The organism is Aeromicrobium sp. HA, from assembly GCF_027171405.1.
In the GTDB taxonomy this organism is placed as follows: Bacteria; Actinomycetota; Actinomycetes; order Propionibacteriales; family Nocardioidaceae; genus Aeromicrobium; species Aeromicrobium tamlense.
The window spans coordinates 2,580,280-2,597,423 of the sequence record NZ_CP114372.1 but is presented as its reverse complement, the minus strand read 5'-3'; the positions used below and the strand labels follow the sequence as shown (position 1 = coordinate 2,597,423).

Sequence of the window (17,144 nt, the reverse complement as noted above, 5' to 3'; positions counted from 1 at the left end):
CTCAGTGCTCGTAGTCGATGGAGGAGAACGCCGCGAGCTTGTGCAGGCGGTGCTCGCTGCGGATCGTGCGGATCGTGCCCGAGCGCGAGCGCATGACGATCGACTCGGTGGTGGCGCTGCCGGCGCCGTAGCGGACGCCCCGGAGCAGGTTGCCCGAGGTGATGCCCGTGGCGACGAAGAAGCAGTCGTCGGAGGTGACGAGGTCCTCGGTCGTGAGGATGCGGTCGAGGTCGTGGCCGGCGTCGATGGCGCGCTGGCGCTCCTCGTCGTCGGTGGGGGTGAGGCGGCCCTGGATGACGCCGCCCAGGCACTTCATCGCGACGGCGGTGATGATGCCCTCGGGCGTTCCGCCGATGCCGAGCAGCAGGTCGACGCCGGAGTCGGGACGGGCCGCGGTGATGCCGCCGGCGATGTCGCCGTCGGCGATGAACTTGATGCGGGCGCCGGTCTCGCGGATCTCCTGGACCAGCGCGTCGTGGCGGGGGCGGTCGAGCACGCACACCGTGACGTCCTCGACGTCGAGGCCCTTGGCCTTGGCGACGATCGCGATGTTCTCCGAGGCGGGGAGGCGGATGTCGACCTTGCCGGCGGCCTCGGGGCCCGCGATGAGCTTCTCCATGTAGAACACGGCCGACGGGTCGTACATCGAGCCCCGCGGCGCGACCGCCATGACCGAGATCGCGTTGGGGAGGCTCTTGGCCGTGAGGGTCGTGCCGTCGATCGGGTCGACCGCGACGTCGCACTCGGGACCGGTGCCGTCGCCGACGCGCTCGCCGTTGTAGAGCATCGGGGCGTCGTCCTTCTCGCCCTCGCCGATGACCACGACGCCGTCCATCGAGACGGTGTTGATCATCGAGCGCATCGCGTTGACCGCGACGCCGTCGGCGCCGTTCTTGTCGCCCCGTCCGACCCAGCGGCCGGCGGCCATGGCCCCCGCTTCGGTCACCCGGACGAGGTCCAGGGCGAGGTTGCGATCAGGGGCGGCCTCGGCGGGCTTCAGTGCGTCCACGCGCACAGCCTATCGGGCCGGAAGGCTAGGCTGGCCGAGGCGACCGAACGGTCGCCGCAGGCGCGGACAGGAGCAGGATGAGCGGGTACTCACGAGGCGTTCCGGCGATGGGCGACGTGCTGCGCTCGGTCCTGGTGCTGGGCGGCGTCGTGCTGGCGATCTTCCTGTTCGGCAAGCTCTTCACGCAGACGCCCGACCAGCCCACCGCCGACGTCGACTGGCGCACCGCCGCGAGCGGCGTGGAGGTGCGCGCCGGTTTCGTGCCGCTCGTGCCCACCGAGCTGCCCGAGGGCTGGCGCGCCACGCGGGCCGAGCTCATCGACGACCGCTGGCAGCTCAACGTGGTGACCGACGTGAACCAGTACGTGGGCCTCACCCAGCGCACCGCCGCGGCCGACGAGCTGACCAAGCTCGTCCAGGATCGTGCCGAGGGCAGCGAGCCCGACGGCGAGGTCGAGATCAACGGCGTCACGTGGCAGGTGTTCAAGGGACCCGACGGCGACACCACGCTCGGTCGCGCCGTGGAGTCCGAGATCGTCGTGGTCACCAGCAGCGCGCAGCGCGCCGTGGTGGAGGACTACGTCGCGTCGCTGGAGCCGTTCGCGTCCTGAGCGGGATCCACCCGGGCCCGCGCCCCGTCGAGCCACCGCTGGCACGCCTCGGCGAGGGCCTCGCCGCGCTCCCACAGGGCGAGCGACTCCTCGAGAGTGGTGCCGCCGGTCTCGAGGCGCTGCACGATCGAGACGAGCTCGTCGCGCGCCTGCTCGTAGGAGAGCTCGGACGGGTCGGGCAGTTCACTCATGGGGATGCTCCTGCAGGTCGGTGACGCGGACGGTGGCGAGGCCGTCGGTGAGGTGGAGGACGAGGTCGTCGCCGGTGGCGATCGTGCCGACGGACGTGACCGCGCGGCCCTCGGGATCGAGGGCGACGGCGTAGCCGCGCTGCATCGTGGCCAGCGGCGACAGGGCGCGCACGCGCGCCAGGTGGTGGCCGACCTCGTCGTGGGCGCGGGCCAGCCGGGCTCGCATGGCCAGCCGGGCCCGTTCGCGCTGGGCCGAGACGACCTCCTGCTGGGTGTCGACGAAGGCGGCGGGGGAGCGCAGGACTGGGCGGCTGCGGAGGGCGTCGAGCCCCGCCTGCTCGCGGTGCAGCTGGGCGGCGATCGCCTGGCGCGCGCGCTCGCGGGCCCCGGCGAGCCCGGTCAGCTCGTCGCCCACGTGGGGCACGACGCGCTTGGCCGCGTCGGTGGGCGTGGAGGCGCGCAGGTCGGCGACGAGGTCGAGCAGCGGCACGTCGGGCTCGTGGCCGATCGCGCTGATGACGGGGGTGGTGGCGCCGTGGACGGCGCGCACGAGCGCCTCGTCGGAGAACGGCAGGAGGTCCTCCATCGAGCCGCCGCCGCGGGCGATGACGATGACGTCGACGTGGGCCGCGGCGTCGAGCTCGCGAAGCGCCGCGATGACGGCCATCGCCGACTGCGAGCCCTGCATCAGCGCGTGGCGGACCTCGATCGCGGCGCCCGGCCAGCGGTCGCGGACGTTCTCCAGGACGTCGCGCTCGGCCGCCGAGCCCTTGCCGGTGATGAGGCCGATCGAGGTGGGCAGCAGCGGCAGCGGTCGCTTCCAGCGCGCCTCGAACAGGCCCTCGGCGGCGAGCAGCTGGCGACGGCGCTCGAGCTGGGCGAGCAGCTCGCCCTCGCCCGTGGGACGGATCTCGAGCAGGCGCAGCGACAGGCGGCCGTTCGGCGAGTAGAACTCGGGCTTCGCGTGCACGATCACGCGGGTGCCGTCGGTGATGGGACTGGCGCTGGACTCGACCACGCCGCGGAACGCGGTGGCGCTGACGCTCATCGTGGCGGTGAGGTCGCGCAGGGTGAGGTAGTACGTGTTGCCGCTCAGCTTCGGCTGCACGACCTCGGCCTCGACCCACACCGCGCCGAGGCGCGCGATCCAGCCCTGCAGCGCGAGCGAGACGGAGCGCAGGGGCGCGGGCTTGTCCGCGCTCGTCTCCAGGGCCATGCGCCCACCCTATGAGGCGGCGCCGACGCTGCGGTCCTCATCGCCGGGTCGGTAGGCTGGTGCCATGTCCACTCAGGTCGATCTCGGCATGCCCGGAACCTCGGGCCAGGTCCTCCTCGCCGACCCGCGCGGCTACTGCGCCGGCGTCGACCGGGCCGTCATCACCGTCGAGAAGGCGCTCGACCTCTACGGCGCCCCCGTCTACGTCCGCAAGCAGATCGTGCACAACAAGCACGTGGTCAACGATCTCGCGGCGCGCGGTGCGATCTTCGTGGAGGAGCTCGACGAGGTCCCGCACGGCGCCACCGTCGTGTTCAGCGCCCACGGCGTCTCGCCGGCGGTGCACGCCGAGGCCGCCGAGCGCAGCCTGAAGACGATCGACGCGACCTGCCCGCTGGTGACCAAGGTGCACCACGAGGCGCGCCGCTTCGCCGCCGACGACTACCGCATCCTGCTGATCGGCCACGCCGGTCACGAGGAGGTCGAGGGCACGGCGGGCGAGGCCCCCGAGCACATCACCCTCGTGGAGCACCCCGACGACGTCGCCGCCCTCGAGTTCCCCGAGGGCACCCGGCTGAGCTGGCTGAGCCAGACCACCCTGAGCGTCGACGAGACGATGGAGACGGTGCGCCGGCTCCGCGAGAAGTTCCCGCAGCTGGAGGACCCGCCCAGCGACGACATCTGCTACGCCACCCAGAACCGCCAGGTCGCGGTCAAGGAGATCGCCAAGGACGCCGACCTCGTGATCGTCGTCGGCTCGGCGAACTCGTCCAACTCGGTCCGCCTCGTCGAGGTCGCGCTCGAGGCCGGCGCCAAGGCGTCGTACCGCATCGACGACATCAGCGAGATCGACGAGGCCTGGCTCGAGGGCGTCAGCACCGTCGGCGTCACGTCCGGAGCCTCCGTGCCGGACGACCTCGTCCAGGACGTGCTGCTCTACCTCGGCGAGCGCGGCATCGGCGACGCCAAGGCGATCCGCACGGCCGACGAGTCGCTCATCTTCGCCCTGCCGCCCGAGCTGCGCCGCGACATCAAGGCCGCCGCGCAGGCCTGACGGCCCCGCCGCCCGCCCTCAGCGGCGAGCGGGCCTCACCACCAGGGCGGTGCCACCGCCACGGCGCTTCGGCTCGGCCGCGGCGGTGATGAAGCCGCGACGGTCCACCTCGATCGTGGCCGCGGCCCCGATCTCGGCGGCCGACGTGAACGTGTCGCCCGAGGGCACCAGCACCTGGCCGAACGGGCGCAGCGCGTCCTCGTACCGCGCGATGAAGTCGGGCTCGGCCGGCGTGGTCGCCGCGTTGCGCTGCGAGGCACGCGGCGCCGCCACCGCCTCGGGCAGCGTCATCCCGAGGTCGATCCGGTTCATGAGGATCTGCAGCACGGTGGTGATGATCGTGGCGCCACCGGGGGAGCCCACCACGTAGCGGACCTGCCCGTTCTTCGTGACGATCGTCGGCGACATCGAGGAGCGCGGACGCTTGCCCGGCTCGATCCGGTTCGGGTCGTTCGCGTCGTAGACGGTGCTGAAGTCGGTCAGCTCGTTGTTGAGCAGGAACCCGCGACCGGGGACGGTGATGCCCGAGCCGCCGGTCTGCTCGATCGTGAGGGTGTAGGCCACCGCGTTGCCCCACTTGTCCACGACGGACAGGTGCGTGGTCGAGATGTTCTCGGTGTCCGCCTTCTCGTCGAAGGCCGCCGTGGCGCAGCCGCTGCCGTCGAGCGCACCGGCCGGGACCGGGCGCGTGGACGCGCGGTTCGGGTCGATCGTGCAGTCGCGCGAGTCGGCGAACCGCTGGCTCAGCAGCGTGCGGGTGGGGACGTCGACGAACGCCGGGTCGCCGAGGTAGGCGGCGCGGTCGGCGAACGCGCGGGCCGAGGCCTCGAGGTAGAGGTGCAGGCTCTGGGCCGTGCGCGTGCCACCGCCGAGGCGGTGGTTCTCCAGGATGTTGAGCGCCTCGCCCACCGCGATGCCGCCCGACGAGGACGGCGCCATGCCGTAGACGTCGTGGCCGCGGTAGCTGACCTTCGTCGGCTTCTGGAGGCGGACCTCGTAGCCCTTCAGGTCGCGCGTCGTCATCGACCCGGGCGGCACCGGGAGCGTCGTCGTGGGGCTCTTCGGCGGGTCCTGCACGGTGCGGGCGATGTCCTCGGCGAGTGCGCCACGGTAGAACGCCTGGGCGCCACGTCGGGCGATCAGGGCGTAGGTGCGCGCCAGCTCGGGATTGCGGAAGCGCGACCCGACGACGGGCGCGTCGCCGTTCGGCAGGAACAGCTCGGCCGTGTCGGGGAAGGCCGAGAAGCGGGTCTTGTTGTCGAGCGTCTGGTTGCGGAACGTCTGGTCGACCGTGAAGCCACGGGCGGCGAGCCGCGTCGCGGGGGCGAGGTTGCGTGCCAGCGAGCGCTTGCCGAACAGGCGCGACGCCTTGTCCCACGTGGCGACCGTGCCGGGCACGCCCACCGAGACGCCCGAGGAGACGAGGTCGGCGAAGGGGCGCGGCTGGCCCGTGGCCTCGTCGTAGAAGGTGCGGGGCGTGACGCCCGCGGGAGCGGTCTCGCGGCCGTCGATCGTGGTGACGCGTCCGCTGCGACCGTCGCGGAACATGAAGTAGCCGCCTCCGCCGATGCCCGCGCTGTAGGGCTCGGTGACGCCCAGTGCGGCCGCGGTGGCCACGGCGGCGTCGGCCGCGTTGCCTCCCGACCTGAGCACGGCGAGGCCCACCTCGCTGGCGTCGCGGTCGACGGAGCTGACCGCTCCGCCGTAGCCGTAGGCGGTGGGGCCGGCGGCGACCGGCCGGTCGTGACCGCCCCCGCGCGCCTGCGCCGGGGACTGCAGGGCCACCGCGCCGGCGGCCAGGGTCAGAGCGGACAGGGCGGCGACGGAACGTCGGACGATCATGGTTTCCCCCCGGAAGAGTCGTCGTCCTGTCACGGTAGGTCGGGGATGCGCGCCCGGCAACCGGGTCGACCTCGGCACGCTCCGGCGGCGCGGGCCGGCGTCGGATAGTGTGGGGCGTCGCCTCCGCCGGGGGAGTCGCTTCGTCCGCACCACCCCCCAGAGGACCCCATGCGCCGCGACAAGGCCCTGCTCATGACTTCGGTCGTCTCCTCGATCCTGGCCGCCGGCGTGCTGCTCTACGTCCCGCTGCTGGTGGGCTCGCAGGACGACTTCTCGGCCGGGCTGATGTTCCTGACGCTGCTGGTCACGGGCCTGATGGCCGGACTCCCGGTGCTGGCCAGTGCGGTCGCGCACGGCTGGTTCGGGCTGCGCGATCGCTGGACGGCCGCCGTCGCCTCGATCGCCGCGGTGGTGGCGAGCGTGCTGCTGATCGGCGCGGGCGGGCGCACGGGAACCCTCGTCACGACGGCGATCGTGCTGGTCGTGGTTTTCGTGGGCCTGTCGCTGGCGGGCTCGTGGGTGGCCTCGAAGGCCTCGGGACCGGGTCTCAGCGGCGGACGCTGACGATTCGCGCCACGATCACCGCGAGCGCGAGCGCGTGCCCGATCAGCAGGGGCACGCCGTGGGCGATCGTGGCGGTGAGGGTGCGGCCGAACAGGCCGGTGTCGGCGGGCAGCCCCTCGACGACGATGGCCTCGGGCACCTGCCACGCCAACAGGAGCAGCGACCCGACGAGCAGCACGGGCGGCATGACGCCGACGGTGAACAGCCCGCGCTCCTGCACCGCGGTGGCGGCCGTGAGCACGACGAGCACGAAGCCGACCGCGAAGGCCACGCCCAGCCGACCGTCGATGAGGTCGAGCCCGGTGACGGCGGCGAGGGTGAGGGCGGAGCACGCCACGGTCGCACGTGGCGTCAGGTCGTACCTGGACGCCACGGCCGGGGTCCTGGCCAGGGCCATGACGGCGCCGGCTGCCGGCGAGCTCATGCTCATGACGTTAGTTCATCGAGCAGCTCGGGCGCGGTCATGACGCGGGGTGTCGCCTCGATCACACGCGGATGGAACGGCGGCTGGTCGTCGACCTTGAGGTCGTGCAGCCTCCGCGCGCTGACGAGCAGGCGGGACTCCACCGACGCGACCGCGTCGTTGTAGGACCGGACGGCCCGCTCGAGCGAGGCGCCGAGGCGGTCGACGTGCCCGGCCACGGTGCCGAGTCGTTCGTAGAGCTCGCGCGCGACGCGGTGGATCTCGCGGGCGTTGTCGGCGATCGACTCCTGCGTCCATGCCAGGGCGACCGTGCGCAGCAGCGCCACGAGCGTGGTGGGGGAGGCCAGCACGACCTGCCGCTCGGCGGCGTGCTCGAGCAGGGCGGTGTCGGCCTCGAGCGCCGCGGAGAGGAAGGACTCGCCGGGCACGAACAGCACGACGAACTGCGGCGCGGCGTCGAACTGGCGCCAGTAGGACTTCGCCGCGAGCTGGTCGACGTGGCCGCGCAGCTGGCGGGCGTGGCGGTCGAGGTGGGCCTCGCGGACGTCGGCGTCGTCGGTGGCGGTGGCGTCGAGGAAGGCGTCGAGCGGCACCTTCGCGTCGACCACGATGTCGCGGCCGCCGACCAGCCGCACGACCATGTCGGGACGCAGCCGCCCGTCGTCGGTGCTGACCTGCAGGTCGAAGTCGCAGTGCTCGGTCATGCCCGCCAGCTCGGCGGTGCGGCGCAGGTGCATCTCGCCCCACCGGCCGCGCACTTCGGGACGGCGCAGCGCGGTGGACAGCGAGGCGGTCTCACGGCGCAGCGCCTCACCCGTGAGACGTACGGACTCGACCTGCTCGCGGAGCTGCGCGTGCCACTCGATGCGGCTGGACTCGAGGTCGCGCAGGCGGTTGTCGAAGCGGTCGAGGCTCTCGCGCACGGGCGCGACGGCGCGCGAGGTGGCGGCGGTGGCGACCTCGACGTCGTGGGCCGACGCGGGCCGGGCGCGGACGCCCAGCAGGTAGCCGAGCGCGCCGGCCAGGCCGGCGACGAGCAGGAGCAGCAGCAGGACGGTCAGGCTGGGGAAGGTGGCCATGCGGCCATGGTGGTGTCGGGGTCGGACAGTTCTGGTCCGAGGCGGTGCGCGCCGGAGATGCACGGATCTTTCGACCGTGTGGTCGTCCCAGCGACATCGTGGTACCAAGATCCGTCCGACAGGGTGGACAGGGTGCCGCCCCGGCGGAACGATCGGGTCACGCGCACCCAGGAGGCACCATGCCCAAGATGACCCTCGCGATCAGCACGACCCTCGAGCCGCGCGGCCCGGCGGCGGCCGTGGTCCTCACCGACGAGCAGGTCGAGTCGTTCGGCGCGGGCCGCTCGTTCCCCGTGCGGATCACGATCGGCTCGGTCACCGAGCCCGCCCGGCTCGCGCGGATGGGCGACGAGAACCTGATCGGGCTCAGCAAGGCGAAGCGCGAGGCGCTCGGGGTCGAGATCGGCGACGAGGTCGACGTGCGGATCGAGCTCGACGACGCGCCGCGCGAGGTGGACGTCCCCGATGCGCTGGCGACGGCGCTCGACGCGGCGGGCCTGCGGGAGGCGTTCGACGCGCTGGCCTACTCGCACCGCAAGGAGCACGCCCGCTCGGTGGCCGAGGCGAAGAAGGACGACACGCGCGAGCGGCGGGTCCAGAAGGTCCTCGACGCCCTGCGCGGGTCGTGAGGGTCAGTCGCGCGTGAGGTCGGCGACCTCGTAGCCCCAGACCTCGCTGTGGGTGGAGACGGGCTTGGGCGCCTCGCCGCCGGCGCGCTCGGACTCCGAGCGGTGGCCGTGCCCGAAGGCGGGCGAGCTCAGCCACGCCTGGAACGACTCCTCGTCGCGCCAGCGGGTGACGACGAGCCACTGCTCGCGGTCGTCGGTGGGCTTGAGCAGCTCGAAGCCCTCGAAGCCCTCCTGTCCGTCGACGGCGCCGGCGCGCTTGGCGAAGCGGTGGGCCAGCTCGTCGCCGGAGTCCTTCGGAACGGTGATGGCGTTGATCTTGATGACGGTCACGACAGCCATGCTGCCACTGCGGCCCGATCGAGGACGATCACGGAGTCGTCCTCGTCCTGCCACGCGATGCGGGCAGGGACGTGCGCGGCCTGCTCGGCCGAGAGCAGGGTGACGAAGGCGCCGCCGGGCGCCAGCCACTCGGCCATCGGGGAGACGACGGCGCGCAGGTGGTCGAGGCCGTCGCGGCCGCCGTCGACGCTGGAGCGCGGCTCGTGCGCGCGGAAGTCGGGGTGGATGCCGTCGACCTTGGTGCTGGGGACGTGGGGCAGGTAGCCGACCGCCAGGTCGACCCGGCCGCGCAGGCCGCGGGGCAGACCGCTCCACCACGAGCCGTGATGGGCCGTGAAGCCGAACCGCCGGCCGTTCGCGCGGGCGACCACCACCGAGACCGGATCGAGGTCGACGGCGTGCACGCGCGCGCGGGGCAGGTGGCGCGTCATCGACGCGGCCAGCGCCCCCGACCCGCACCCGAGGTCGACCACGACGCGCGCGTCGGGACGCGACGCCGCAGCGACCACCGGGATCGCCTCGGCGCGACGACGTGGCACGAACACTCCCTCGGCGACGGCGACCGTGACGCCGCCGAACTCGGCCACGCCGACCGCCTGCTCGAGCGGCACGCCCGAGGCACGGGCGGTCACCGCGCGCTCGACGTCGCCGGGGTCGATCAGGTGACGGCGCACGAACGCAGCCTCGCGCTCGGCGAACACGCACCCGGAAGCACGCAGCCGGGCGACGATCGGGTCGCTCTCCACGACTCGATCATCGCCCGGCCACGTCATCGGACGCCCGTCAGGGCAGCAGCCACAGCGAGCTGCAGTTCGACTTCACGGCCTTGCCCGTGAGGCGATCCGCCAGCCAGTCGTGGGTCTGGCCGAGGCGCGTGATCGCCGGACCGAGGTGGTTCAGCGCGGTGCCGCCAGTGCCGACCAGCTGCACGACGGGCGTGTACGTGACGTTGACGCCCTGGGCGCACCAGTCCTTGGCCAGCTGCTTGGCCTGCGCGTGGTCGACGATGTCGTCCTTCGTGCCGGTGAGGACCTGGACGGGCACGTTCGGCTTGAGCCGGCCGATGCGCTGGGCGTCGACGGGGGCGCGCAGGGCGGCGTCGTTCTTGACGATGTCGTAGAGCGACTTGCCGTTGGTGGTCCACTTCGACGTCTTCTGGAAGCCGTACGAGAACAGCGTGCCGCCGATGCACTGCGTCTTGACCTTCTCCAGCGCCTCCTTGCCGGCGGGCGTGGCGAGCGTGTCGAGGGCGCTCTGCAGCTCGGGGAAGTACGGCGTGATGCCGTTGATCGCGTAGGCGATGACGCCGGTGAGGTCGGTGCCGTCGGCGGACTTCAGCACCTCGACGAGGTTGGCCGGGGGAGCGCCGGCGTAGGCGCCCTTGAGGTTCAGCTCGGGGGCGTAAGAGGGAGCCAGCTCGGCCGCCGAGCCCGCCGCGCCGCCGCCCTGGGAGTAGCCGTAGAGGCCGATGGGCGACGCGGTGGTGACCGAGGTGTCGGGGAGCTGCAGCGCGGCACGGGCGGCGTCGAGCAGCGCCTGGCCCATGTCGAGGCGGTTCGTGTACGTGTGGACGCGGTCGGTGGTGCCCAGGCCGATGTAGTCGGTGAGCACGACGGCCATGCCGCGGTTGAGGAAGTCATGGATGCTCGGGATCTCGTAGCCGATGCCGAACTCGTCGCCCTCGACGTTGAGGAAGGTCTCGAGGGACTTGGAGGGGGCACAGGCGTCGCCCTGGCCCTGGGTGCCGGCGGCGACCGCGACCAGCGGGCGCGGACCCGTGCCGGTCCACTTCTTCGTCGGCTCGATGTAGGCGCCGCTGACGGCCGCGGGCTCGCCGGCCGCGTCGGTGGACGTGTACATGATGCGGGTGGCCTTGCCGGGCAGGTAGAGGCCGTTGAGCGTCAGCGCGAGCTTCATCGGCTCGGTGCGGATCACCGTGCCCTTGCCGGAGGGGAGGTCGGCGGGCGGGTCGTAGAACGTGGGCGCGGCATTGGCCGCCTGCGGGGCCGCGACGAGGCCGGCGATCAGGGCGCCGGCGGCCGCGGTGACGAGGAATCGAGCGGATCGGAACACGGGGTACTCCCAAGTGATGTGACGCTGGTCACGCGAAAGGTATCACGGAGTTACACCTGCGCGACATGGGGATTCCCTGGTCGTGGGCACGCGGCAGTAGGCTGGTTCCCCGTGGCCCTCACCATCGGAATCGTCGGACTTCCCAACGCCGGCAAGTCGACGCTCTTCAACGCCCTGACCAAGAACGACGTCCTCGCGGCGAACTACCCGTTCGCGACGATCGAGCCCAACGTCGGCGTCGTCGGCGTGCCCGATCCGCGGCTGGAGAAGCTGGCCGAGATCTTCGGCTCCGAGCGCATCCTGCCCGCCACCGTCGAGTTCGTGGACATCGCCGGCATCGTGCGCGGCGCGTCCGAGGGCGAGGGCATGGGCAACAAGTTCCTCTCGCACATCCGCGACTCCGACGCGATCTGCCAGGTGACCCGCGTGTTCCGCGACGAGGACGTCACGCACGTCGACGGCGACGTGAACCCCGCCAGCGACATCGAGACGATCTCGATCGAGCTCGTCCTGGCCGACCTGCAGACCGTCGAGAAGGCCCTGCCGCGCCTCGAGAAGGAGTCGCGCAAGGACAAGTCGCTCGTCTCGCAGTTCGAGGAGGCGAAGAAGGCCAAGGAGGCGCTCGAGGCCGGCACCGGCGTGCTCAATGCGGGCCTCGACCTGGCCGAGCTGCGCGACCTGCACCTGCTCACCGCGAAGCGCTTCCTGTTCGTCTTCAACTGCGACACCGACGAGCTGAACGACGAGGACCTCAAGGCGAAGATGCGCGAGCTCGTCGCGCCCGCCGAGGCCGTCTTCCTCGACGCCAAGAGCGAGGCCGAGCTGGTCGAGCTGGGCGACGACGAGGAGGCCGAGCAGATGCGCGCCGAGATGCTCGCGGACCTCGGCATCGAGGAGCCGGGCCTGGACCAGCTGGCCCGCGTCGGCTTCGACACCCTCGGCCTGCAGACCTACCTGACCGCGGGCCCGAAGGAGGCGCGCGCCTGGACGATCAAGAAGGGCGCCACCGCCCCCGAGGCCGCCGGCGTCATCCACACCGACTTCCAGAAGGGCTTCATCAAGGCCGAGATCGTGTCGTTCGACGACCTGATCGCCGCCGGCTCGATGAACGACGCCAAGGCCGCCGGCAAGGTCCGCATGGAGGGCAAGGACTACGTCATGGCCGACGGCGACGTGGTCGAGTTCCGCTTCAACGTCTGATCAGCCGCATTTGCGCAGGTCAGACAGCCCTGCAGGCTCTCCTGTCCGCATCTGGTCCGCACGAAACCCGATTCGATCGGGCCAGCGTTGGGGCTTGGGCTATTCGTCCGCGTGCCGTCAGGGCTCTAGTCAACGACGAAGCTTCGGCACGCTGAGTTCGACGGTGTCGCGGTACACGCGCGCGCTCATTTCGTCGATGGGCAAGACGACGGTGGTGGCCACATTCATGCCGCAGCCTTTAGCTCGCTTCTTAAAGCTCGAACCAAGCTGAATCCACCTGTCATGCTCCTCCGGCAAGAGGACGGATGAAGTGACGACGACCAGTCCGAACGATTTCGGTGCCAACTCGTCGCCCCGAATGTTGAGCCGTACCTCCTCGACCTTCGACCACCACCCTGTGCCCGTTTTCGTCGATGCGCTGATAGCAGCGTCGATATCGGCGCGGACTACGTCCAAGAAGAAGTCGTGTAAGGCGGGGCGCCCGGCGCGCTGCGCGAGGTGGGCGCCGAACTCCACCGTCTCCTCTGGAGTCGCGAACCCTCGTATGGGTTCCGAAGTCAGGAGTGCGGCCTTACTCACCGGAAAGCTCACCCGAAGGTCGACCGCCCACTTTGAACGCAACTTCTTCCCCGTCAACCCGTACCGGTCGACGATGTGCCCGTTCACAAGTTCGTTCCACTGATCCGTCGTGGCACCCTCAACTTGCACAACCGGGCTGACCTGGACGAACGGCTGCCGTGCGCCTGGTCCCTTCGCGCACACGTCACAGGTCTGCGTGGTGAGGAGGACGTACTTTGGCAAGACTCCCGGCCACGGTGCGAATCCGCTTGCTGGACTCTGCTGACCTGTGACTGGATCCCGCGTCGTTGACGTCGTCGACCAGACCAGTGGAGGGCATGCGAGGAGGTCACCTTGTCGCCATCCATCAAGGCTGGCGACCTGTTCCGGTGTCCAATCCGGAATCAGGTCATGTAGCAGGGCGAGATCGGGACGAGGGCTCATCGGGAGGGGCTTACTCGAAGTGTCCCGCGGCGGACTTCTGCCTGCGACTGCGCCTGGACTCATTCGTCAACTCGCCGCGCCTCGCAGCTTCCGTTAGCGCTTCCTGCACGAGCTTGCGGTGCTGCCCAGAAGTCAGGAGTTCGCGTCGCCTAGCGCCTCCTTCCTTGAACCAAGGTCCCGGAACGTTGTCGAACATGTCACTGAGTGCTTGGACGCTGTTGAGCAAGGCCCAAAGCTGCCCTTGGGTCTCCAGGCGAGGGCTCCGACCGTTCTTCCAGTTGTGCCAGTTGCGGCGTTTGATCTTTGCGGCCCGAAGAATGTCCCCGTCCGGGACGTCGAGTTGAAGAGCCAGCCACCCCACGACCTCCACAACGTCCTTCGCGGCGTTAGGCATCGCCGCCTCAGAATGATGGCCCGCGGGCTCGTCGACTAGATTGCGACTAGAGCCAAACCATTCTTCATTTTCGGCAGTCTGCAACAACTCGCCGGTCGTTGTTGCGAGCCACCGCAACACCTGAAGATGCGGACGTAGGACGGGCACGCTGCCGCTTATAAATACTCGGATGTTCTGATTGAACGATCGACTCACCGCATGACGAAGAACCACCGCGTCGGGGATGGTGTCCGAGAGGCGGAGAAGGGGTTCATCGTCCGCGGAAAAATGTGCGAGGACATCGCGCAATGCAGGGTTGGACACGGTACCGAGCTCCAAGTACGTCGAAGCCGGTGGGGAGTTGGGGGTTTCCCACGGCAGCGGCTCGGTGGTGTCACCAGCGGTCGCACTGGTTGAGGCGGCGACCAAGGTGGCGGTCATTTTTCCCCATTCCCGTTTGATTCAACGTCAAAGCCAAGCTGCTCAAGGAACTCGGTAGTGAGCGTCCCACGAAAGATCGTTGCGGCGGTGTAGTTCAGACGCGTTAGCAACTCCAACAAACTGACCGCGGAGAATGGCTCGGTGCCTGTGTCGAACACGTCGATGTCGAGCAGATAGCTGAAACCGTTGCGCGCAGCGGCATCACGATATGGGCCATGACGGAGTGTGGCTTCTGTCGTGTCATCGTTACGAAGATGGAGCTGTTGATGGGCTTGTTCGACGCGCTCGGCCCACGGCCCAGCGACAGCTGGTCCGAGCAGCCAGTCCTGGATTCGCCCTTGCCACGCCTTCGGTACGGTAGCGGCCTCATCTACGAGTCGGTTCACGTAGCGCAGGCCGGCACGTGTTTGCAGATGAACCTGTGCGTTGGCATCCAGCCAAGTCAACGCAGCCGTCAAGACAGGCTTCAGGGTCTCCCCGAAATGCGTGTAGGAGTTGGTTTGGACAAGCAGGACATCAGGGAGCCAAGTGACCTGCATCTGCGCAGATTCGTCTTCGAAGGTCCAGCCCTGTAAGGACGTCCCCTGCACCGCTTGGCCGCCAGACGTGGACATGGAGACTGTGACTTCTTGGCGAGAAGCGGGCTTCATGACCTTGAAGGCTAGACCGGTATCGCGCAACGCGTCCCGAAATGACAGGGCGAGGTCCTCTTCGAGCGCAGCAAGGCCACTTGTGAGGCGGCATTCGGCTGCGGCTACCTCGATGGTTGGACGCGCGAGAACAAAGCGTTCGCCGGAGAGAATCGCGTTGGTGGTCACGGGCAGACCTCCTTTGAGTTGCATAGTACTTGCATATCGCTGAAGGCCGACACTTTATCCAAACTGGCTCGGATCGAAAGCTTTGCTACTCCGGATCAGGAAGCGTGCTGCGCCGGACGCTCCCGAGCGACTGAGTGTGGCGACTCTAATCGCTCAGGCCGGCCCCTCCCGCCGAGCGGTTGTTGGTCCGGCAACCGAGTGACGTCAAGAAGATTGACTCTGCGGCTTTGCGTGTGCGGTCCTCGGCGCTTGGCCACAGGTGAGCGTATGTGTTCAGAGTCGTCGTCGCCTTGGCGTGGCCGAGTGAGCGTTGCACTGTCACGACATCACAGCCGGCGGCTATCAGTCCTGAGGCGTAGAAGTGCCGCAGATCGTGCAACTTGATGCCAGCCAGGTCGGCGTTACGCAGGGTCTTGCGCCACCAGTATCCCACGGTGTTCTGGTGAGGCGGATCGTCACCGCCACCCACGAAGATCCACTGGCGTGGCCCGTGGGTGCCGTGGACGGCGATGTGCTGGGCGAGCAGCTCGACGAGGCTGTCCGCGAGGAAGACTCCTCGTTCAGAGCCGTACTTCGGTGCCCGCACGTCGACAGCTCCTCCCGCGGACCGCTGTACCTGGCGACTTACCGTGAGCGACTTGCGCAGGAAGTTGATGTCGCCAGCTTGGACGGCCGCCGTCTCGCCCAGTCGGAGCCCGGCGAACGCGCACAGGGCGATGAACGTCCTAAAGCGCTCGTCGGCAACGGTTAGAAGTCGCCCCACCTCCTCGGGAGTGGGGATCGACATGGCGGCGTCGGCGCGACGGCCTCGGGGGAGCCGTATGCCGTCAGTCGGATCGGACCCGATCACCCTGTCATTCAGGGCGGCGCGGAAGACCGATCGGACGTTGACGTAGCGTGTCTTGATGGTTCCTGGTGCGAGCCGAGCCGAGTCCATTGTCTTGATCCACGCCTCGACCTCGGACCGGCGCACGTCTTTGATCGGCTTGTCGCCGAACGGCACGGATCGCGCGGCGAGGGACATCGCGAGCACTGTGCCTGGCACCCATACCTGTCGCGATGACCACTCTCCGTAGAACGCGGCGAAGGTGATGCGACCGGCCTTGGGGTCGGCGTAGGTACCGGCGATCAACGATGCCGAGGTCTCGTCGAGCCAGCGCTGCGCATCGATCTTTCTGTCGAAGTGACGGGCGTGCTCGTTGCCGCCCTCGTCGCGGTACCTGGCCCGCCACTTGCCGTTGGGCCGTTTCGCGATGTTTCCGGCCATGGTGATGCTCCTTCCGGATCTGACTTCATCGTCTCTCTGGGATCGGACACTGGTGCTGTTCAGCGGTGGTCCTGTGGACGGTTGGTTTGCTCGGTGAGCCACATGATGAGATCGGCGCGCCAGTAGCGGACGTGGCGGCCGACCTTGAAACTGCGCGGTCCACAGCCGAGGTGCCTCCAGTAGCGCAGGGTGCCTTCGGGGACGCGGAGGAGCCGGCAAGCCTCCTGGAGGCTGAGCATCTCGTCGCCCAGGTTCGAGGTGGGGCGCTCCGAGTGGATGGGTTCTGCGGTCATGGTCCTGCTCCTCGATGAGATCGACCCGAATGGGTCGGGGTCGGCGTTTCCGACCTCCCCGTGAAGGTGTGCGGACTAAAACATCGATGATGAGCGATAATCTGGTGATGGAGTCGGAGACTGTCATCGAGGCAGCGAGACGGGCTGCGGGGATGACGCAGGCCGAGCTAGCGAGACGCGCGCAGACGCAACAGTCGTCGATTTCGGAGTACGAGCGGAAGCGCAAGTCACCGACGCTGGACGTGGTGGATCGTCTTGTCGACGCTGCCGATGCGAAATTGGTCGTCGAGCCGCTCCCGCTGTGGGACGAGGACGACTCCGAGACGTTCATCTATCCGGAGCGGTTGTGGCGAGTGTGCACGCCCCAGTGCTTCGCTCGGGTTCAGGTCTGGTTCTTCAGGTCCGTGACGGGCGGGAAGGACATGTGGGACCTTGCCGATCGCCAAGACCGAATCGAGTTCTACGAGATTGCGCTCCAACAGGGCTTCACCACCATCATGGAGCTCACCGTGGACGGGGCCCTACTCGTTGAGGCGTGGCCGGATATGGACATCCCGGACGAACTCCGGGCGGCGTGGCAGCCGGCGATCGATGCTGCCAGTGGTGCATTACGGCGCGACGAACCGCCGCTGGACCCCGGCGGCTACAACGCAGAGATCGCAGCCAAGCTTGGGTGGTGTTACCCGCCCAGGAAGCGGCGGAAGACCTAGCCCGGTCAC

At 69.4% G+C, this 17,144-nt stretch carries 20 protein-coding genes; 6 read left to right on the top strand and 14 right to left on the bottom strand.

Features of this window, described 5'->3' with window-relative positions:
• Window position 1 precedes the first annotated feature (1 nt).
• Window positions 2-1,009: a class II fructose-bisphosphatase gene (gene glpX / locus O3S82_RS12830; RefSeq protein WP_179423279.1), complete on the bottom strand. Its 1,008-nt coding sequence runs from the start codon at window positions 1,007-1,009 to the stop codon at window positions 2-4.
• Between the two features lie 77 nt (window positions 1,010-1,086).
• On the opposite strand from glpX, the gene O3S82_RS12825 reads away from it, so the two are divergent.
• Window positions 1,087-1,620, top strand: coding sequence for a DUF4245 domain-containing protein (locus O3S82_RS12825; RefSeq protein ID WP_269303300.1), 534 nt, complete (start codon window positions 1,087-1,089; stop codon window positions 1,618-1,620).
• On the opposite strand, the gene O3S82_RS12820 is transcribed toward O3S82_RS12825, so the two are convergent.
• Together O3S82_RS12820 and xseA are read right to left on the bottom strand one after the other, a co-directional pair.
• On the bottom strand, window positions 1,587-1,811 hold the full coding sequence (locus O3S82_RS12820; protein WP_269303298.1) for an exodeoxyribonuclease VII small subunit: 225 nt from the start codon (window positions 1,809-1,811) through the stop codon (window positions 1,587-1,589). The two genes, O3S82_RS12825 and O3S82_RS12820, sit on opposite strands and share 34 nt — an antisense overlap.
• Entirely contained in the window at window positions 1,804-3,027 is a 1,224-nt protein-coding gene (gene xseA, locus O3S82_RS12815) for an exodeoxyribonuclease VII large subunit (RefSeq protein WP_269303297.1), read from the bottom strand. The genes O3S82_RS12820 and xseA overlap by 8 nt, the downstream gene beginning before the upstream one ends.
• A 64-nt stretch (window positions 3,028-3,091) precedes the next feature.
• Here xseA and O3S82_RS12810 point away from each other — a divergent pair, with 64 nt between their 5' ends.
• Window positions 3,092-4,081: a 4-hydroxy-3-methylbut-2-enyl diphosphate reductase gene (locus O3S82_RS12810; protein ID WP_179423287.1), complete on the top strand. Its 990-nt coding sequence runs from the start codon at window positions 3,092-3,094 to the stop codon at window positions 4,079-4,081.
• 18 nt (window positions 4,082-4,099) lie between these two features.
• Here O3S82_RS12810 and ggt read toward each other — a convergent pair whose 3' ends face one another.
• Window positions 4,100-5,923, bottom strand: coding sequence for a gamma-glutamyltransferase (gene ggt / locus O3S82_RS12805; RefSeq protein ID WP_269303294.1), 1,824 nt, complete (start codon window positions 5,921-5,923; stop codon window positions 4,100-4,102).
• A 168-nt stretch (window positions 5,924-6,091) separates the two neighbouring features.
• On the opposite strand from ggt, the gene O3S82_RS12800 reads away from it, so the two are divergent.
• The gene (locus tag O3S82_RS12800) at window positions 6,092-6,487 is read left to right on the top strand and encodes a hypothetical protein (protein WP_269303292.1); all 396 of its coding nucleotides are present in this window, start codon (window positions 6,092-6,094) and stop codon (window positions 6,485-6,487) included.
• Here O3S82_RS12800 and O3S82_RS12795 read toward each other — a convergent pair.
• Together O3S82_RS12795 and O3S82_RS12790 are read right to left on the bottom strand one after the other, a co-directional pair.
• Window positions 6,471-6,911 carry a DUF6542 domain-containing protein gene (locus tag O3S82_RS12795; protein ID WP_269303290.1) on the bottom strand — a complete coding sequence of 147 codons (441 nt, stop codon included), beginning with the start codon at window positions 6,909-6,911 and terminating at the stop codon, window positions 6,471-6,473. The genes O3S82_RS12800 and O3S82_RS12795 overlap by 17 nt on opposite strands.
• Window positions 6,912-6,913: 2 nt before the next feature.
• Window positions 6,914-7,990, bottom strand: a complete 1,077-nt coding sequence (locus O3S82_RS12790) for a DNA recombination protein RmuC (protein ID WP_269303288.1) — start codon at window positions 7,988-7,990, stop codon at window positions 6,914-6,916.
• Window positions 7,991-8,169: 179 nt separating this feature from the next.
• On the opposite strand from O3S82_RS12790, the gene O3S82_RS12785 reads away from it, so the two are divergent.
• On the top strand, window positions 8,170-8,619 hold the full coding sequence (locus O3S82_RS12785; RefSeq protein ID WP_218845712.1) for a YdeI/OmpD-associated family protein: 450 nt from the start codon (window positions 8,170-8,172) through the stop codon (window positions 8,617-8,619).
• A 3-nt stretch (window positions 8,620-8,622) separates the two neighbouring features.
• Here the strand turns inward: O3S82_RS12785 and O3S82_RS12780 are convergent, their stop codons facing one another.
• From O3S82_RS12780 to O3S82_RS12770, 3 genes are read right to left on the bottom strand one after another with little or no spacing between them, the layout of a single operon-like run.
• Window positions 8,623-8,958 carry an antibiotic biosynthesis monooxygenase family protein gene (locus tag O3S82_RS12780; protein WP_269303286.1) on the bottom strand — a complete coding sequence of 112 codons (336 nt, stop codon included), beginning with the start codon at window positions 8,956-8,958 and terminating at the stop codon, window positions 8,623-8,625.
• Window positions 8,946-9,704: a methyltransferase domain-containing protein gene (locus O3S82_RS12775; RefSeq protein WP_269303284.1), complete on the bottom strand. Its 759-nt coding sequence runs from the start codon at window positions 9,702-9,704 to the stop codon at window positions 8,946-8,948. The genes O3S82_RS12780 and O3S82_RS12775 overlap by 13 nt, the downstream gene beginning before the upstream one ends.
• A gap of 37 nt (window positions 9,705-9,741) precedes the next feature.
• Complete coding sequence (locus tag O3S82_RS12770; protein WP_269303282.1) at window positions 9,742-11,031, bottom strand: lipase family protein; 1,290 nt, start codon at window positions 11,029-11,031, stop codon at window positions 9,742-9,744.
• A gap of 111 nt (window positions 11,032-11,142) precedes the next feature.
• Between O3S82_RS12770 and ychF the strand changes: the two genes are divergently transcribed.
• Complete coding sequence (gene ychF / locus O3S82_RS12765; protein WP_179423301.1) at window positions 11,143-12,231, top strand: redox-regulated ATPase YchF; 1,089 nt, start codon at window positions 11,143-11,145, stop codon at window positions 12,229-12,231.
• 129 nt (window positions 12,232-12,360) lie between these two features.
• Here ychF and O3S82_RS12760 read toward each other — a convergent pair whose 3' ends face one another.
• From O3S82_RS12760 to O3S82_RS12740, 5 genes are all read right to left on the bottom strand, one after another.
• A complete protein-coding gene (locus O3S82_RS12760) occupies window positions 12,361-12,993 on the bottom strand; it encodes a hypothetical protein (RefSeq protein WP_269303280.1) in 633 nt (210 codons plus the stop codon).
• A gap of 250 nt (window positions 12,994-13,243) precedes the next feature.
• The gene (locus O3S82_RS12755) at window positions 13,244-14,047 is read right to left on the bottom strand and encodes a hypothetical protein (RefSeq protein WP_269303278.1); all 804 of its coding nucleotides are present in this window, start codon (window positions 14,045-14,047) and stop codon (window positions 13,244-13,246) included.
• Window positions 14,044-14,865 (bottom strand): TIGR04255 family protein, encoded by an 822-nt coding sequence (locus O3S82_RS12750; RefSeq protein ID WP_269303276.1) that lies wholly within the window; start codon window positions 14,863-14,865, stop codon window positions 14,044-14,046. The genes O3S82_RS12755 and O3S82_RS12750 overlap by 4 nt, the downstream gene beginning before the upstream one ends.
• A gap of 145 nt (window positions 14,866-15,010) precedes the next feature.
• The gene (locus O3S82_RS12745; protein ID WP_269303274.1) at window positions 15,011-16,132 is read right to left on the bottom strand and encodes a tyrosine-type recombinase/integrase; all 1,122 of its coding nucleotides are present in this window, start codon (window positions 16,130-16,132) and stop codon (window positions 15,011-15,013) included.
• A 59-nt stretch (window positions 16,133-16,191) separates the two neighbouring features.
• Window positions 16,192-16,425 (bottom strand): helix-turn-helix domain-containing protein, encoded by a 234-nt coding sequence (locus O3S82_RS12740; protein WP_269303272.1) that lies wholly within the window; start codon window positions 16,423-16,425, stop codon window positions 16,192-16,194.
• A gap of 107 nt (window positions 16,426-16,532) precedes the next feature.
• On the opposite strand from O3S82_RS12740, the gene O3S82_RS12735 reads away from it, so the two are divergent.
• A complete protein-coding gene (locus O3S82_RS12735; protein WP_269303270.1) occupies window positions 16,533-17,135 on the top strand; it encodes a helix-turn-helix domain-containing protein in 603 nt (200 codons plus the stop codon).
• Window positions 17,136-17,144 lie beyond the last annotated feature (9 nt).

What these genes read in the sequence shown, in the direction of transcription:
- O3S82_RS12780 (WP_269303286.1), bottom strand. Translation starts at nt 8,958, where the DNA reads ATGGCTGTCGTGACCGTCATCAAGATCAACGCCATCACCGTTCCGAAG.
- O3S82_RS12825 (WP_269303300.1), top strand. Translation starts at nt 1,087, where the DNA reads ATGAGCGGGTACTCACGAGGCGTTCCGGCGATGGGCGACGTGCTGCGC.
- O3S82_RS12745 (WP_269303274.1), bottom strand. Translation starts at nt 16,132, where the DNA reads ATGGCCGGAAACATCGCGAAACGGCCCAACGGCAAGTGGCGGGCCAGG.
- O3S82_RS12800 (WP_269303292.1), top strand. Translation starts at nt 6,092, where the DNA reads ATGCGCCGCGACAAGGCCCTGCTCATGACTTCGGTCGTCTCCTCGATC.
- O3S82_RS12740 (WP_269303272.1), bottom strand. Translation starts at nt 16,425, where the DNA reads ATGACCGCAGAACCCATCCACTCGGAGCGCCCCACCTCGAACCTGGGC.
- O3S82_RS12795 (WP_269303290.1), bottom strand. Translation starts at nt 6,911, where the DNA reads ATGAGCTCGCCGGCAGCCGGCGCCGTCATGGCCCTGGCCAGGACCCCG.
- O3S82_RS12790 (WP_269303288.1), bottom strand. Translation starts at nt 7,990, where the DNA reads ATGGCCACCTTCCCCAGCCTGACCGTCCTGCTGCTGCTCCTGCTCGTC.
- O3S82_RS12785 (WP_218845712.1), top strand. Translation starts at nt 8,170, where the DNA reads ATGCCCAAGATGACCCTCGCGATCAGCACGACCCTCGAGCCGCGCGGC.
- O3S82_RS12735 (WP_269303270.1), top strand. Translation starts at nt 16,533, where the DNA reads ATGGAGTCGGAGACTGTCATCGAGGCAGCGAGACGGGCTGCGGGGATG.
- xseA (WP_269303297.1), bottom strand. Translation starts at nt 3,027, where the DNA reads ATGGCCCTGGAGACGAGCGCGGACAAGCCCGCGCCCCTGCGCTCCGTC.
- O3S82_RS12820 (WP_269303298.1), bottom strand. Translation starts at nt 1,811, where the DNA reads ATGAGTGAACTGCCCGACCCGTCCGAGCTCTCCTACGAGCAGGCGCGC.
- O3S82_RS12755 (WP_269303278.1), bottom strand. Translation starts at nt 14,047, where the DNA reads ATGACCGCCACCTTGGTCGCCGCCTCAACCAGTGCGACCGCTGGTGAC.
- O3S82_RS12810 (WP_179423287.1), top strand. Translation starts at nt 3,092, where the DNA reads ATGTCCACTCAGGTCGATCTCGGCATGCCCGGAACCTCGGGCCAGGTC.
- ggt (WP_269303294.1), bottom strand. Translation starts at nt 5,923, where the DNA reads ATGATCGTCCGACGTTCCGTCGCCGCCCTGTCCGCTCTGACCCTGGCC.